This is a genomic window from Candidatus Acidulodesulfobacterium ferriphilum (assembly GCA_004195035.1).
GTDB classification, from domain to species: Bacteria; SZUA-79; SZUA-79; order Acidulodesulfobacterales; family Acidulodesulfobacteraceae; genus Acidulodesulfobacterium; species Acidulodesulfobacterium ferriphilum.
The window spans coordinates 30,342-45,080 of record SGBD01000005.1; the positions used below are offsets into that span (position 1 = coordinate 30,342).

Sequence of the window (14,739 nt, forward strand, 5' to 3'; positions counted from 1 at the left end):
TGTTATCATAATAAAAAGTTATGCCTATATTAGATTTGATTTCCAAAAAGCTCGAAGAAAACAGAAAGCTCGGACTTTATAGAAAAATACCAGAGTTCGATTTCATCGGCAAAGGCGCCAAACCTTGTTTCTATTTTAATAAAAATTCAAGCCCGGCCGGGGACATTAACCCCCAATTAGATTATAACACAGGGTTTGTTAATCTTGCAACAAATGACTACCTCGGGCTTTCTTCGAGCGAAAGAATAAAGAACTCGGCTAAAAAAGCTATCGATATCTACGGAACTTCAAGTTCTTCTTCTTTCCTGATATATGGCCATACCCTGCCCCATAGAAATCTTGAGGATTTGCTGTGCGAATTTAAAGGCGGCTATGAAAGATGCATGCTATATCCATCGGGCTATCAGGCTAATATCGGCACTATAAAGGCACTGTCAAATATAGCCCCTCTCAAAACCTTTATAGCTTTCGATGAGTTATCCCATGCATCGATAGTCGATGGAGTTTTAGGCGCCAAGGTTAAATTTAAAAGCTTTAAACATAATGATTTATGCCATTTAAATAATATATTAGAGAGCCAAAAGGATAAAGAAATAAAACTTATTATAACCGAGGGGGTCTTCAGCATGGACGGAGATACCCCCGATTTACAGGGCATCTTAAACATCGCAAAAAAATATGATGCCGTAAGCGTTATAGACGATGCGCACGCAACCGGAACCATAGGAAATAAAGGCGGCGGCAGCGTCGATTTTCACGGGATAAAACCGGACATAATCGTAGGAACGCTTGGTAAGGCATTAGTGTCTAACGGAGCTTTCGTCCTTTCTAACCGTTTGATTATCGAATACTTAATTAATTTTAGCAGATCTTTTATATTTTCGACGGGCATACCCCCGTCATCTGCCGCGACAAGCCTCGAAGCGCTAAATATTATAAAAGAAAATCCAGAAATAGTTAAAACTCTGCAAAACTATTCGGAATTCGCGAGGAATTTTTTAAAAAACTCGGGATTAAATATATTGAATTCTACTACTCATATAATTCCCGTTCTGATCGGGAACGAAGAAAATGCCGTTAAAATAGAAAAAAAACTTTTGAAAGATGGAATCTATCTCAAAGCCGTAAGATACCCCACGGTTGCGAAGGGGAGCGCAAGATTAAGACTGGGTATAAACGCGGCCATTGATTTTGCAAATCTTAAAAATGCATTAAAAAATCTCGTAAAAGTTGCGGAACAAACATGGGAATAATCACAAATAAAGTAAACGCACACAAAATAAATAAAAAGAAAGTAAAAAGAAATTTCTCAAATGCCGCAAATTACGACAGTTTTACCTCTTATCATAATTTAACCCTTAAAATGATATCCCAAACGGTAAAAAATTATTTAAATAATAATGTATCTAAATCGCCAAAACACATATTAGATATAGGATGCGGGACGGGGCAGGGATATTTTATCATTAATGAAGCTATTCCAAGCTATAAATTTAATTATCTTGGACTTGATTTTGCAATCGGACTCTTAGGCGGGGCAAAACAGAAATTTTCAATTTCGGATAATATGAATAATGCCTTGCTAATTTGCGCCGACGCCGAATCATTGCCGCTAAAAGATAAAAAATTCGACATAATATTTTCTAATATGGCGCTTCACTGGTTAAATAATACCCTGCATTTCTTGAAAAAGGTTAAATCCGCATTAAAGGATGAGGGTATCGTTATATTGTCATTTTTAAGCTTCGGAACGCTAAGGGAGTTGTCCGAATGCCTTAAAGATGCCTTAATTGAACGACAGGGAACGACGGGGAACAAACCCTGCAATTTTAAAACCTTCGATTTTAAACTTCATAAATTTCCATGTCTAACTCATACGGAAAAAGAAATAAATAAATCCGGTTTAAAAATAATAGACTCCAAAGTATTTGAATATGTCGAAACCGCGGATTCTTCTCTGATATTACTAAAAAGAATGAACATGCTCGGAGCCAAAAATGCCATTGACGCCGGAAAAATGCCGCATGGCTTATTGAAGCGGATTTTAAATATCTACGATAAATACTACCTTAATTGTGACGATAAAGTTTATGCTACTTATAAAATTGCTTATTTGGTGCTAAAAAAAAACTAATGAAAAATAAAAAGCCCTAACTATTAAATATTTAGGGCTTTTTATTTTATAATTTATCCAGCGTATTAGAATATGCGGAATATAACACAAAACTTTACTTTGAAACGGCTACAAAATGATCCCTTCTATTAATGGCATAGCATACCCTAGTATGCGCCCTGCATAACGGTCTTTCTTTACCGTAGCTTATGGTCTTAAGCCTGTCTGCGGCTACGCCGAGATCCTCAAGATATGCCTTTGCGGCATTTGCCCTTCTCCAGCCGAGCGCGAGGTTATAGGCCTCAGAACCTCTTCTATCGCAATTGCCCTGTATTTGAATAACTTCACCTGGGTTATACTTAAGATAGATTGCGTCTTTTTTAAGCACCATCTTGGCAAGCGGAGTGAGAATAGATTTATCGAAGGCAAAATGAATATTGTTTGAGTTTGCCTGAATATTGTAGGTTGCAAGCCATGGATACTCTTTGGCGTATGACGGAACTTGCTGGGCCGCTTTAGGCGTAACTTTGGGCGCAACGGCAACGGCAGGTTTTTGTGCCGGGGGCAAAGCGCTTGAAGTAGTTTTGGTTACCTTAGGGGCACAACCCGAAAGAACGGCAGAAACGCCAAAAACTAAACCAAGAATTGATAAACCAATCTTTGTTTTTTTGTTCATTGTAAATTTTCTCCTTTAAAAATTAATTTTAAATTTTAAAAACTTTTAGACCCTAAAACTTTTGGGCCCTAAAAACTAATTGAATTAAATTGGATTGAAGGCAATTATTAACAAAATCAAAAATTAAACGCACCACTCTCCTTGATAAATTAAGGTTGAATAAAATATCCCATCAATTTCACATATATCATACTTATATCATTATTTAAAAAAAAATCAATACCTTTTTTTAAACCTTCTGATAAATTTTATAAAATTGAAAAATTTTAATCCTGTGATAGACTTTATAATGAACAAAAAAATAAGGAGGTGAAATTTATGAAAAAGGTTTACGAAGCCCCGCTATTTCAGGAAATCCCCGCCGAAGAATTTTACAGTTTAATCATGGAAGGCTACGGGATTAAGGATTCGTGCTATTCCTGAAAGTCCTGCAAATAAGCGCAGTTGGCGCTACTTTGCTCACCTGCCTTCTTTATCAAGTTAAGAAAGGCAGGTGAGCTTATTTCAAATACTCTATAAGCTCTACCATAATCCCGTTTGGATCATTCAGAAAAGCAATTTTCATGCTCTTATCCATCGAATAAAAAGGGTCTCTCGAAAAAACCGCACCGTCTTTTTTCATTTTGTAGGCATCACCGTCAATGTCATCCGTTTGAAATGCAAAATGGGCAAAGGAATTTTCGCACGGGTTAATTTGCTTTGGATTATCTTCGGCTATAAGTTCAATTTCGAAGCCTGTTTTTATATCTTTTAAGAAGACTAAGGTAGTTTTATGAGCCTCTATATATCTTTTTTCCCTTACGGCAAAGCCAAAAAATTTAGCGTAAAAATCGATAGACTTGCTTAAATCGTTTGTTCTTATTGCAGAATGTATAAATTTCATTATTTTTAATTTAATCAAAGACAAAGACGGTACCGGCATCATTTTCATGCCTTATCTCATCTACCTGTTCTTTTTTCATTTTTCCGGCATACAGCTTATTCGCTGCATTGATAACTAAGCCGTTTTTCCCGCCTGCATTTTTGTAAGCGTGAACAACGCCGGGAGGAACGATGAGAGCGGCAGGCCTATTCTCTCCAAGAAATAATACCATTTTATTGAGATAAGTCGATGAGCTTTTTCTATTATCCCACAATATAATCTTAAAATCGGAAGGACCTAAAAAACAAAAATAATCCGTTTGATAAACATGTTCATGAGGACCTCTTTTAACATTGGGCATGGTTAAAGAAACATAGGCCATCTGAGGAAAGATTGAGCCGTCAATCTCGTCCTCCCTGTACAGTTCGGCAAGCCAGCCCCTGTCATCGATATGTTTTTTAATATCTTTGATAACGACATCTTTAATTTCGGATAATTTAAAAGAAGCATTCATTTTTACAGCCTTTATTTTTTGTGATTTTAGGATATTATTAAACTATGTAAAGCAAGTTAAATTATATGCTATTAAATTTTTAATTTCAACCATTTCTAAAATTTTAAAATTACAAAAGCAATGCAAATTTTTATAAATTTTATAAATAACAAATTTATAAAAATGTCATTTTACGGCTGCCTGATAATTTTTGTTTTAATATTTTCAAGCGGTTATTCTTTTGCTAAAACATTAAAAATAATCAGTCCCGCTCAAGCTATTGCCATAAAAGCCGTCATCATTCCTTTAAGGAAAATAATAAAAGGCACGGAAACCATCAAATATATTCAAAATATTCAAAGCGCCAGACCGATTAACAATGATTTTAGAACCGGCAGGGACAGCCGCATAAATAAAATTAAAAATTCAGGCAACCGATTTAAAAATCTTAAGGGATTATATGTAAAGCTATCCGCTAATTTATATTTAATGCTTTATCCAAATAATTTTTATAAAAAGCCGAAGCATTTAAGGGACTATAATATTCATCAACTTTATCCGTACACTTTCAATAAAGGATTTATAACCGTAGATAAATTATCGGAAAAGACCATAATAAACAGATTATATAAGCTATATATAATTAAAATTAAATTTAGAACAAAAATTCCCGAGGCGTTTGGCAATTTCGGGTATTTTAGAAAAGAAATAGTATTAAATGCCCCCTTTTATCCGTATATTTCGGCAAATAAAAACTCAAATCCGCAGGTTTTTACCCGCTTTAAAATAAATTTAGCAATAAAAAACGGATATGAAGCATTTTTTAACGGAAAAATTTATACGCATAGATTGATTATTGCCCGGACCACAAATTTCATTTCTATTATATTATCCAAAAAATTCAGAAAAAAGGAATTACATTTAAATGCCTTATCGTTAAATTTTTTCTCTCCTTACCCTTGTAATTTTAATAATAAAAATAAAAAAATTTATAACGGGATAAGATTATTAAGCAAATTCTATAAAATAAAATTGAACCGAATAAACATTGTTTATATCTATTTAAGAAGAAGCATGTGGCTGAAACCCCCGCTGCACTCAAACACCCTTCTCGTCAACACGCGGTTTACAGGCGTATTTCCCAACTTTTACATATACCAAAAACTGAACCTTATAAGAGGAATAATTTATTTAAATTTAATAAATTCCAAAAAAACAATCGAAAAGGCGAGCAAAAACAGTTATCCTTTTTATTCTCAAAGATTGCAAAGGCTTTCGTTTATTAATTTTAAAGCATTTTTAATTAAATATTCAAAAAAAAATCCAGACATAAAAACATTTTTAAGGCATTTTAATTTTATTCAGGGGGTCAATACCGTCATAAACCACCCGATATTCCCTCTTTCTTACCTTTACTTTACAGGTTTTCCCCGCACGCATGCATTAAAAAACAGCGTTTATTATTATAATAACGATTTAAATCTTATTCCCTATAAAAAAATAAAGACCGAATTTTTAAACCTGAAGAAAAAAGATTATTATACCGTTTTTGTGAGCGGCGCAGGCGGAAATATCAGTCCGAACAGCGGGAGAACGGAAGGATATATAAACTTTACCATGACAAAAAGATTCAGTTATAGAAATAATCTTTTATTAGGCGTGTTCAAAAATTATTACAACAGGGGTTTTAGTATAGGATTTTCCCATCAAATCGGCAGGTTTTTCCCTGTATCCCAGATGTATAAGCAGTCTATTTTCGGAACGGCAAGCCTCATGGAAATCAGCCCTGAGGCATCGGGCAATTCTTTTGTTTATCAAAATGCGAAAAGGGTGGCCGAATTTAGTCTGGGCTACGCTTATAATTCTATAGATTACAATATAAATCCGGGGTACGGTTCTTCATTTAATATTTCATATAATATTGCCAATTCCAATATTTTTTCCCCGTTTTCATTCAGTCAATTTACATTGCGGTATATTAAAAATTTTTCAATAGATGCGTCCAATATAATCGCGTTCAGAGGAATCGGGGTTTTTGCGGTCGGCAGCGTTCCCTCCGCCCTCGACTATAACCTCGGCGGTATAAACGGAATTATGGGGATGCCGGCCAGCCTTCCGTTTATCAATAATGATACCCTTATTGCAGAAGTCGATTACAGAAAAAATATCTACAGGGGATTAAATATAAATCTACTAAATAATCTTTTAAATATAACGGCTATAACCTCGGATGTTATTTTGGGTGCTGGCAAAATAGGGGATACCGTTCCGTCCGTTTTTAATAAAGGTCCGCTTTACAGCTTTGCAGGGCTTGGAATTCATTTTAAAACCTATTTTTTCGGAATATATCCCGAAATGATAAGTATTTATGCCGCCAAGGCATTTGGAAGCAGCGTAGGTTCGGAATACGGCGTAAGGTATTATCTTGGTTTAAATCAACCGTTCTAGTTTCAACAGGAATGACAACAGTAATAACATATTGAAATTTTCTACAATTTTTGATATAAATATATAAGTATGGAATACAAAGACTATTATAAAATACTCGGCATAGATAAAGCCGCTTCTTCGGATAATATAAAAAAGGCTTACAGAAAATTGGCAAGGAAATATCATCCCGATGTAAATCCTAACGATAAAACTGCGGAATCGAAATTCAAGGAATTACAGGAAGCTTATGATGTCCTTAAGGATGAAAAAAAACGCAAAGAGTATGATGAATTAGGTTCTAATTATTTTAACTTTAAAAATGCAGGGGCGGGTGGCGGTCCATCGCAAGGGGAATACTACTACGATTATACCGGCGGAGGTCCTTCCGGATTCAATTTTAATACCGGCGGGGCAGGTTTTAATTTCGAAGATATATTCTCCGACCTCTTTAGCAGGTCAGGAAAAAAACAGGGGCCGCTTAAAGGAAGCGACTTGAGCGCCGCGATAGAAATATCCGTTATCGAAAGCGTTAAGGGAACCGAAAGGATAATTAATATCAACGGTGAGAAAATAAAGGTAAAAATACCTGCAGGGATTTCAAACGGCGGAAGAATAAAGGTTTCTGGAAAGGGTTCCCCCGGTTTAAACGGCGGTCCGAGCGGCGACCTTTATATCGAAATTGCCGTTTTAAACGACAACATCTTCGAAAGAAAAGGGAACGACATCTATATCAACAAAAAAATAAAATTAACCGAGGCTGTCCTCGGGGCAAAGGTGGAAGTTTCCACTATTGATGGGAAGATTATGCTGACAATCCCCGCAGGAACTCAAAACGGAGCAAAGTTCCGTGTTCCCAAAAAGGGCGCAGCGGACATTTCGACAAAAAAACCCGGCGATTTAATAGTTACAATACAGATAGAGGTTCCTTCTAATATTTCCGAAAAAATAAAAAAAATATTTACGGAACTTTCGAAAGAGGGAATTTAAAAAAAAGTTTAATCGTATATTAGTTTATTAATTATGGATTATTTTATTAGCCTGACAAGCTTTTGCGATGAAATTAACTTAAATAAAGAGTCTGCGATGTTTTTCGTTTACGAAGGTTCAATCTCCGTTAAAAAACAGGAAGACGAATTTTTTATAGACAGCGAAACAGCCGAAACGCTCAGACTCATTTCCGGGATTCAAAACGACCTCGGGGTTAATGACGAGGGTATATCCGTAATACTCAATCTAAGAAGGAAAATAATAGATTATCAGACTAAAATTAAAACTATATTCGAATCGATAGATAAGTCTAAGAGCATTGACGAGCTTATTTTTATACTTGAAAAAACAGGTATTTTTAAAAATACTGATAATGACGAAAATATTTAATATTTATTTACGGTATATTTTATGAAAGATATGTCTTTTTCACTCACTTTTCAAATAAAAAACTTGATCGATAACGGCATGGAACTGCCTGACGATATGCTTTTGTCCATCTACGAGGCATCAGGTTCAACCCTTATGGAACTTTTTTCTTTAGCGCTTGAACTTAAAGAAAAATATGCTGGAAAAAAGGTTAATTTTTGTTCGATTATTAGCGCAAAAACGGGGATATGTTCGGAAGACTGCGCATTTTGCGGCCAATCTTCATTGGTTCGGAAGAAGAACAAAAAAATAAAAATAAATAGCCTTGTCACCGAATCCGAGATTGTGGAAGCCGCAAAAATTGCCAAAAATAACGGCGCAAATGAATTTTCTATCGTAACAAGCGGAACCTCTATAAATAATAAAAATGAACTTAATATCATTGCCAATGCCGTTAAACGGATTAAAGAAGAGGTCGGCATTACCCCCTGCGCATCTTTAGGGCTTATGAAATACGAACATCTATTATTATTGAAGGACTATGGTCTCGAAGTATTTCATCATAATATCGAAACCAGCAGCAACTTTTTCCCAAAAATCTGTTCCACTCATTCTTTTAAGGACAATATCGAGACTATTAAATCCGCAAAAAAAGCCGGGCTTAAGATATGCTCCGGCGTCATAATCGGAATGGGCGAGTCAAGGCTTGACAGGATAATGATGGCAAAAGAGATAAAAAATCTTGATATCGATAATATTCCAGTTAATTTTTTAAATCCGATTCAGGGTACCCCTCTCGAAAATGCGGAAGAGCTTACCCCGATGGAATGCCTTAAAACTCTCGCAATGTTTAGATTTGTAAACCCCCTAAAAAACATCCTTGCGCAGGGGGGCAGGGAACATAATCTTCGCCAGTTGCAGCCTCTTGCCCTCATGGCGGGTGCAAATGGACTGCTTTTAGGAAATTATCTGCTTACCTCGGGAAGAAACCCCTCCCTTGACATAGAATTAATAAATGATCTGGGGCTTGAAAAGGCGGAGTATGCCAAATAGAAAAGCCCTTGGCATCGATTACGGCTTAAAACGGATTGGACTTTCGTTAAGCGATGACACTCAAACAATTGCATTTCCGTTCAAATATATTCCTAACACTTCATTAAAAGAAATAATCGCCGAATTGGAAGAGATTATTTTTAACGAAAATATCGGCTTAATCGTGATAGGGATGCCGTTTGGCCTTAAGGGAAAACAAACCGATTTGTCGTTAAAAATAAATGAATTTGTCGAGGAACTCTACCGCGCCCAAAACTCCGGCAAAACCGAAAACCCAATCCCTATTGTAATTTATGACGAAAGATTTTCAACGATTCAGGCTCAAAAAAGCCTGATCAGCCAAAATGTTAAAAGAAAGAAAAGGAAAGAAATTGTGGATTCCGTGGCTTCCACTTTTATATTGCAATCCTATCTCGATAAAAACAAAAAAAACAATAAAAATTTATAATTAATTGCAACTCTAAAAGTTTTTACTTACTTAAATTTATATAATTTTATATAATTTACAAGATGTTAATAATATTAATAAATATAATTAATAAAATATATATGACAAATTTACGAAACATAAAAAAACATAGATTAAAATAATTTAAAAAAATCAACAAATTCATTGAATGTGCTATTTTAACTATCCTGCCCATAAACGATTTAAAAAGATTGCGTTAATATTAGAATTTATTATTCCCTTAACCATTATTGCTTTTATCGCATCATATGCGTTCCTTCCGCAGTCATATCGCTATAGAAAGCCCGAACTTATTACGATTACCCGCGGAAATTCCTTAAAGGAGATAACATATAAACTTTACGATAAAAAACTGATAAATAACCCATACCTATTTTATTTTATGGGCTTTATCAGCGGCTATTCAAGATATATCGAGGCCGGAACTTATTATGTATCCGCAAGCGAGTCTCCCGCTTCCATTTACCACAAATTTGTGAATGGCGATGTGGCATCGGCTAAGGTAACCATTCCGCCGGGTTTAAATATTTTTCAAATAGCCGAAATTCTGGCGAAAAAGAAAATTACAGGACAAAAACAGTTTTTAAAGGAGTGCTTTGATAAAAGATTTCTTTTAAGCCTTAAAATAGACGAAAAATCGGCTGAAGGTTTTTTATATCCCGATACATATATTTTTAAAATTCATTCAAACCCGCAAAATATAATTAAAGAAATGTTAAACGAATTCAATTTAAAAACAAAAAATCTAAAACTTAATTACGATGATTTGATAATAGCTTCCATGATTATCAAAGAGGCGGACGGAAATTATAAAAACGGCATGAGATTAATCTCATCGGTTATACACAACAGGCTTAAGATAAATATGCCGTTGGATATCGATTCAACCTCCATATACGGTAAAAATTTATTAAGTTATAAAAAGTATAAAAAGGAGGATAAATTTAAAATCGACCTTAACATGAACCTGTCTTATTTAAAAATAAAGTCCCCGTATAATACATATCTAAATTACGGCCTTCCGCCCACGCCCATTGCAAACCCGAACATCAGGGCAATTAAAGCAGCCATAGACCCCGCTAAAACACGATATTTATATTACATGTCCACAAAATCAGGAAAAACAATATTTGCCGAGACATTGATAAACCAAAATGAAAATATTAATAAATATCTTAGATAAGTAAAAACATAAAAATAAATTAATTTATTTTAAAAAATATATTATAATATCAATATGAGAAAGCTTGAAGGAGACCGTTTAAAATTTTTATTTATGGAGGAAAAACAAAATGAAATCGTTAAAAGTCGGATATTTGACTAAATTATCCGCAAAAGACATGCTTTTGCATATAAAAACTTCGTTTTTATTTCAAAAATCGAACAGGGCATTAGCAACTCTTGCAGTGCTTCTTCTTCTGCCTGTTCTTGCCTTTTCGGGATGCGCCACAACCGCGGGACCGACAACCAGTGCAAGCGGGCTGTCTTCCGGCAATGTCGCGTTAAGCACCAAAATGAGCTCAAGCATATTTCTGCAGCCTGTTGCGCCGCAAAAAAAAGTTGTATATGTAAGTGTAAGAAACACTTCTACTGCTACGGGACTTAATTTTAGAAACGAACTTATTTCAGCCTTGATCGGCGAAGGTTACCGCATAACGAATAATCCTCAGGAAGCCAATTTTATGCTTATGTCTAATGTTCTTTATATCGGTAAAGAATCACAAAATTATACGGTGGCCGGCGCTTTAGCGGGGGGTTTCGGCGGCGCTTTTATAGGCTCAAGATATAACTCAGGCACTTCGATGGTAGCAGGAGGAGCGTTAGGAGCCTTGGCGGGCGGTATTATAGGCTCGATGTTTCAAAACAAAAACTATATGATGATTGTAGATATTCAGCTTGAACAGAGACAGGCTGGAACCTACACCACGAACTCCACCGCCGCGGGTCAGGGAACGGCAAGTACCATCACGACTTATAATGCAGGCGTTAAAAACTGGGCCATATACAGGGATAGAATCGTATCGCAGGCATCGGCAATGAATCTGGAATTTGCATCTGCCGAACCTTTATTAAAACAGCAGATGGCTCATTCGATAGCTAATTTATTGCCGTAAATAATTATAAATAATTAATTGGCTATTTAAAATCTTAAAATAAAAAAGGCGCCGTAGGGCGCCTTTTTTGCAGTTGCTATTGAAATATCTTATATAGATAATTTCCCTTGACAAAAGATTATTATCGTTATATCATTACAGATATAACACATATAAAACAAGCCTGTAACAAGTAAGATAAGTAAATAAATAACTAATTAATGGAGGTCAAGCATGAAAAATCACATTAAATCCATTTTAAGATTTGAATATTTATCATTATTTTTAGCACTATTGTCTATAAGTTTTGTAAGTTTTACGACATTTAATATCACCGCCGCAAATGCCATTACCCTGAGGATAATGGCAGCCGATGCCCTTCCAAAGCCGATTACGGAAATCGGCAATATCTTTAAAAAAGAACACCCGGGCGCCAAAATAGATTACGATTTTCTGGGCGCAGGCGTCCTTAAGGGCGATATCGAAGAAGGAGCGCCGTGCGATGTCTTTTTATCGGCAAACGGAAAATTTCAAAGGCAGCTTAAAAGAAAAGGGTTTTTAAATTCTTACAGGGTTTTTGCATACGATTACTTAGCAGCCGCCACGCCTTATAACAATCCTGCCCATGTTACAAAGTCTAATTTAATACAAAAACTAATGGATGCCAATGTTACGCTTGCAACATCCAGTCCGCATTCCGACCCCGCCGGCGATTATACATGGAAGATGTTTAAAATAATAGACAAAAATATCCCCGGCGCTTTTGAAAAGATTACAAACCACGTCAATCACCTGCTTGACGCCGCATTAGTTATGCCGATCCTTGAAAACGGAGACACAGACTTGGGTATTCTCTATACATCGCAGCTTCTTGAGCTTAAAAGAAGCGGAGCTAAGATTAATATTATCAAGATACCCAAAAAATATAATACTCACGCAAAATTTACGGCGGCAGTTTTAAATCAATCAAAACATAAGGCTCTTGATGAAGACTTCGTAAAACTTCTTTTTTCAAAAAAAGGAAAAAAGATATTAAAGCACTGGGGATTTTCTCCCGTAAATTCCGCAAAGTAAAATATTTTTGTTTTAATTTATGTAAAAAGTGTGGATTTTTTGATTTTGAGATTTTAACAATCTTTATAATATTATAAAATTATATCAATATGAATAAACAGAAATCAAAAAACTTCTGAAAAATAAAAATTTCACATATTAAGATAACATATGGCTTTTAATAAAAATAAAATATTCGACATACTTGTTTACATTATCTCGTTTTCATTTTTTATTGCGCTGGCACTGCTCCTTTCAGGCATATTTTTTCAAACATCGCTTAATCTTTTTATAAAAGAATTAAAAGATATCCGGCTTTGGAACTCCATCTTTTTAAGTTTTAAAATATCTTTCATCGTTATTTTAATAAACTTGATAGTCGGCATCCCTCTTGCCTATATATTGTCGTTTAAGAGAAGCAAAATATCGTTTATACTTGATTTAATCTCCGCTCTTCCGCTCACGACATCGCCGCTTGTAATAGGTTTTGCCGTTCTAATTACCATGGGTTCGTTAAATCCGATAGGCAAGTTTTTTATGAGCAGGGGAATAAAATTCGTATTTACCCCTCAGGGAATTATATTGGTTCAATTAATTATATCCTTTCCGTTTTTCGTAAATATAACAAAAACCTCTTTTGATTCTATAAACAGAAAAATGCTGGATTCGGCTAAAACCGTAGGGGCATCATCTTTTGACGCTTTATTTAAAATTATTCTGCCGCTTTCATATAACGGCATTCTGGCGGGACTTGCGATGAGCTGGTCAAGATCGATGGGCGAGTATGCCGCAACACAGATGGTTTCAGGCGTTATTCCAAATGTAACTGAAACCGCCCCTATAGAAGTTTTTGTCAAAACCGGCTACGGCAATTACCCTGCCGCCATTGCCATCGCCAGCATTTTAATGTTAATATCCATGTTTTCTCTTGGAATTTTTAAATACTTTAATTACAAAACAAGGACAAACAATTAATCTTTCCTGCCTAAAAATGAAACTATTAGAAATTAAAAATATTTATAAAAGTTTTTCGGATAAAAAGGTCTTAACCGGCATAAATTTAGATATAGAAAGCGGGGAAATCTCCTCTATTTTCGGCTATTCCGGCGAGGGTAAAAGCACGCTTTTAAAGATAATTTGCGGAATTATAAAGCAGGATAACGGCGATATCATGCTTAACGGGAAAAGCATAAACAGCCTTGAGCCTTATGAAAGACACGCCGTCCTCGTAATGGATGAACCACTCTTATTCCCGCACATGAATGTATTTGAAAATATAGCCTTCGGCTCAAAATTAAGCTCTAATAAAAAAAGGCATATAAACAATAACAGGAATATATTGAAATCTACAAAAGAAATAATGGAATTACTTGGAATTACGGGTCTTGAAAAAAGATACCCTGATGAAATAAGCATGGGGCAGGCTCAGAGAGTGTCTTTGGCAAGAGCGTTAATTGTGAACCCTGAAATTATACTTATGGATGAACCGTTTTCGAACCTCGACATTATTTCAAAAACCAAGGTTAGAAAACTAATTAAGGATATAAACAATGAACTTAAAATTTCTATGCTGCTTGTAACGCATGACATAGAAGATGTTTTAAATCTATCAAATAAAATGTTTATTTTAAATAACGGAAAAATTCAGGATTCCGGAAAACCTAAGGATGTTTTGAAAAAACCATCCTCTATGGATGCGGCTTTCCTTCTGGGAACGGAAAATATATTTGAGGGCATCATATCGGAAATAGACAAAAAAAATAATTTAATTAAAATTAAACTTTTAAATGGAAAACAAGGAAATAGTTATATCGAGACGGATTTTCAGGGAGATTTCGAAATAAACGAGCAGGTTTTTTTTGTAATAAGACCTGAAGAAATAATAATACTGAGGGATGACAGGCAAACTTCGAAACCGGTGAAGGAGAATCACTTTTCGGGAAGGATTATTTCAGCCGTTTTTACATCGCGGATGATGGAAATACTGATTAGCTCTGAAAATGATTCCATGTTTAAGGTTTTAATACCCTTTCATGCTTATGAGGTTATGAACCTTTTTGAGGGAAAAACAGTCAATATCTCTTTAAAAAAATCGGCGATACATATCATAAAAAAGAAAAAACCGATAAGACTTTAACTCT

General features: G+C 35.1%; 15 protein-coding genes. 12 read left to right on the forward strand and 3 right to left on the reverse strand.

Features of this window, described 5'->3' with window-relative positions; genetic code table 11:
* Window positions 1–20: 20 nt before the first annotated feature.
* Window positions 21–1,253, forward strand: coding sequence for a pyridoxal phosphate-dependent aminotransferase family protein (locus EVJ47_08290; GenBank protein RZD13920.1), 1,233 nt, complete (start codon window positions 21–23; stop codon window positions 1,251–1,253).
* A complete protein-coding gene (locus EVJ47_08295) occupies window positions 1,244–2,134 on the forward strand; it encodes a methyltransferase domain-containing protein (protein ID RZD13921.1) in 891 nt (296 codons plus the stop codon). Before EVJ47_08290 ends, EVJ47_08295 begins: the two co-directional genes overlap by 10 nt.
* A 94-nt stretch (window positions 2,135–2,228) precedes the next feature.
* Here EVJ47_08295 and EVJ47_08300 read toward each other — a convergent pair whose 3' ends face one another.
* The 3 genes from EVJ47_08300 to EVJ47_08310 form a co-directional block, all read right to left on the reverse strand.
* Window positions 2,229–2,789 carry a peptidoglycan-associated lipoprotein gene (locus EVJ47_08300; GenBank protein RZD13922.1) on the reverse strand — a complete coding sequence of 187 codons (561 nt, stop codon included), beginning with the start codon at window positions 2,787–2,789 and terminating at the stop codon, window positions 2,229–2,231.
* A 499-nt stretch (window positions 2,790–3,288) separates the two neighbouring features.
* Window positions 3,289–3,720, reverse strand: coding sequence for a hypothetical protein (locus EVJ47_08305; protein RZD13923.1), 432 nt, complete (start codon window positions 3,718–3,720; stop codon window positions 3,289–3,291).
* On the reverse strand, window positions 3,683–4,165 hold the full coding sequence (locus EVJ47_08310; GenBank protein ID RZD13924.1) for a dTDP-4-dehydrorhamnose 3,5-epimerase: 483 nt from the start codon (window positions 4,163–4,165) through the stop codon (window positions 3,683–3,685). The genes EVJ47_08305 and EVJ47_08310 overlap by 38 nt, the downstream gene beginning before the upstream one ends.
* 162 nt (window positions 4,166–4,327) lie before the next feature.
* Between EVJ47_08310 and EVJ47_08315 the strand changes: the two genes are divergently transcribed.
* The 10 genes from EVJ47_08315 (at window position 4,328) to EVJ47_08360 (ending at window position 14,735) form a co-directional block, all read left to right on the forward strand.
* Window positions 4,328–6,592 (forward strand): hypothetical protein, encoded by a 2,265-nt coding sequence (locus tag EVJ47_08315; protein ID RZD13925.1) that lies wholly within the window; start codon window positions 4,328–4,330, stop codon window positions 6,590–6,592.
* Between the two features lie 69 nt (window positions 6,593–6,661).
* Window positions 6,662–7,561, forward strand: a complete 900-nt coding sequence (locus EVJ47_08320; GenBank protein RZD13926.1) for a J domain-containing protein — start codon at window positions 6,662–6,664, stop codon at window positions 7,559–7,561.
* Between the two features lie 33 nt (window positions 7,562–7,594).
* A complete protein-coding gene (locus EVJ47_08325; protein ID RZD13927.1) occupies window positions 7,595–7,951 on the forward strand; it encodes a hypothetical protein in 357 nt (118 codons plus the stop codon).
* A gap of 21 nt (window positions 7,952–7,972) precedes the next feature.
* Window positions 7,973–8,983, forward strand: coding sequence for a biotin synthase BioB (gene bioB / locus EVJ47_08330; protein RZD13928.1), 1,011 nt, complete (start codon window positions 7,973–7,975; stop codon window positions 8,981–8,983).
* Window positions 8,946–9,431 carry a Holliday junction resolvase RuvX gene (gene ruvX, locus EVJ47_08335; GenBank protein ID RZD13929.1) on the forward strand — a complete coding sequence of 162 codons (486 nt, stop codon included), beginning with the start codon at window positions 8,946–8,948 and terminating at the stop codon, window positions 9,429–9,431. Before bioB ends, ruvX begins: the two co-directional genes overlap by 38 nt.
* A gap of 169 nt (window positions 9,432–9,600) precedes the next feature.
* Window positions 9,601–10,635 carry an endolytic transglycosylase MltG gene (mltG, locus tag EVJ47_08340; GenBank protein RZD13930.1) on the forward strand — a complete coding sequence of 345 codons (1,035 nt, stop codon included), beginning with the start codon at window positions 9,601–9,603 and terminating at the stop codon, window positions 10,633–10,635.
* Between the two features lie 157 nt (window positions 10,636–10,792).
* Window positions 10,793–11,566: a glycine zipper 2TM domain-containing protein gene (locus EVJ47_08345; protein ID RZD13984.1), complete on the forward strand. Its 774-nt coding sequence runs from the start codon at window positions 10,793–10,795 to the stop codon at window positions 11,564–11,566.
* 213 nt (window positions 11,567–11,779) lie between these two features.
* Entirely contained in the window at window positions 11,780–12,619 is an 840-nt protein-coding gene (modA, locus tag EVJ47_08350; protein RZD13931.1) for a molybdate ABC transporter substrate-binding protein, read from the forward strand.
* A 150-nt stretch (window positions 12,620–12,769) separates the two neighbouring features.
* Window positions 12,770–13,573, forward strand: a complete 804-nt coding sequence (locus tag EVJ47_08355; GenBank protein RZD13932.1) for an ABC transporter permease subunit — start codon at window positions 12,770–12,772, stop codon at window positions 13,571–13,573.
* 16 nt (window positions 13,574–13,589) lie between these two features.
* Window positions 13,590–14,735 (forward strand): ABC transporter ATP-binding protein, encoded by a 1,146-nt coding sequence (locus tag EVJ47_08360; GenBank protein RZD13933.1) that lies wholly within the window; start codon window positions 13,590–13,592, stop codon window positions 14,733–14,735.
* Window positions 14,736–14,739: the final 4 nt, after the last annotated feature.

Excerpts from the sequence above, each read along its gene's own strand:
- EVJ47_08305 (RZD13923.1), bottom strand. The coding sequence starts at position 3,720 with ATGAAAATGATGCCGGTACCGTCTTTGTCTTTGATTAAATTAAAAATA.
- EVJ47_08310 (RZD13924.1), bottom strand. The coding sequence starts at position 4,165 with ATGAATGCTTCTTTTAAATTATCCGAAATTAAAGATGTCGTTATCAAA.
- mltG (RZD13930.1), top strand. The coding sequence starts at position 9,601 with ATGTGCTATTTTAACTATCCTGCCCATAAACGATTTAAAAAGATTGCG.
- EVJ47_08300 (RZD13922.1), bottom strand. The coding sequence starts at position 2,789 with ATGAACAAAAAAACAAAGATTGGTTTATCAATTCTTGGTTTAGTTTTT.
- ruvX (RZD13929.1), top strand. The coding sequence starts at position 8,946 with ATGATCTGGGGCTTGAAAAGGCGGAGTATGCCAAATAGAAAAGCCCTT.
- bioB (RZD13928.1), top strand. The coding sequence starts at position 7,973 with ATGAAAGATATGTCTTTTTCACTCACTTTTCAAATAAAAAACTTGATC.
- EVJ47_08325 (RZD13927.1), top strand. The coding sequence starts at position 7,595 with ATGGATTATTTTATTAGCCTGACAAGCTTTTGCGATGAAATTAACTTA.
- EVJ47_08345 (RZD13984.1), top strand. The coding sequence starts at position 10,793 with ATGCTTTTGCATATAAAAACTTCGTTTTTATTTCAAAAATCGAACAGG.
- EVJ47_08320 (RZD13926.1), top strand. The coding sequence starts at position 6,662 with ATGGAATACAAAGACTATTATAAAATACTCGGCATAGATAAAGCCGCT.
- modA (RZD13931.1), top strand. The coding sequence starts at position 11,780 with ATGAAAAATCACATTAAATCCATTTTAAGATTTGAATATTTATCATTA.
- EVJ47_08360 (RZD13933.1), top strand. The coding sequence starts at position 13,590 with ATGAAACTATTAGAAATTAAAAATATTTATAAAAGTTTTTCGGATAAA.
- EVJ47_08290 (RZD13920.1), top strand. The coding sequence starts at position 21 with ATGCCTATATTAGATTTGATTTCCAAAAAGCTCGAAGAAAACAGAAAG.
- EVJ47_08295 (RZD13921.1), top strand. The coding sequence starts at position 1,244 with ATGGGAATAATCACAAATAAAGTAAACGCACACAAAATAAATAAAAAG.
- EVJ47_08315 (RZD13925.1), top strand. The coding sequence starts at position 4,328 with ATGTCATTTTACGGCTGCCTGATAATTTTTGTTTTAATATTTTCAAGC.
- EVJ47_08355 (RZD13932.1), top strand. The coding sequence starts at position 12,770 with ATGGCTTTTAATAAAAATAAAATATTCGACATACTTGTTTACATTATC.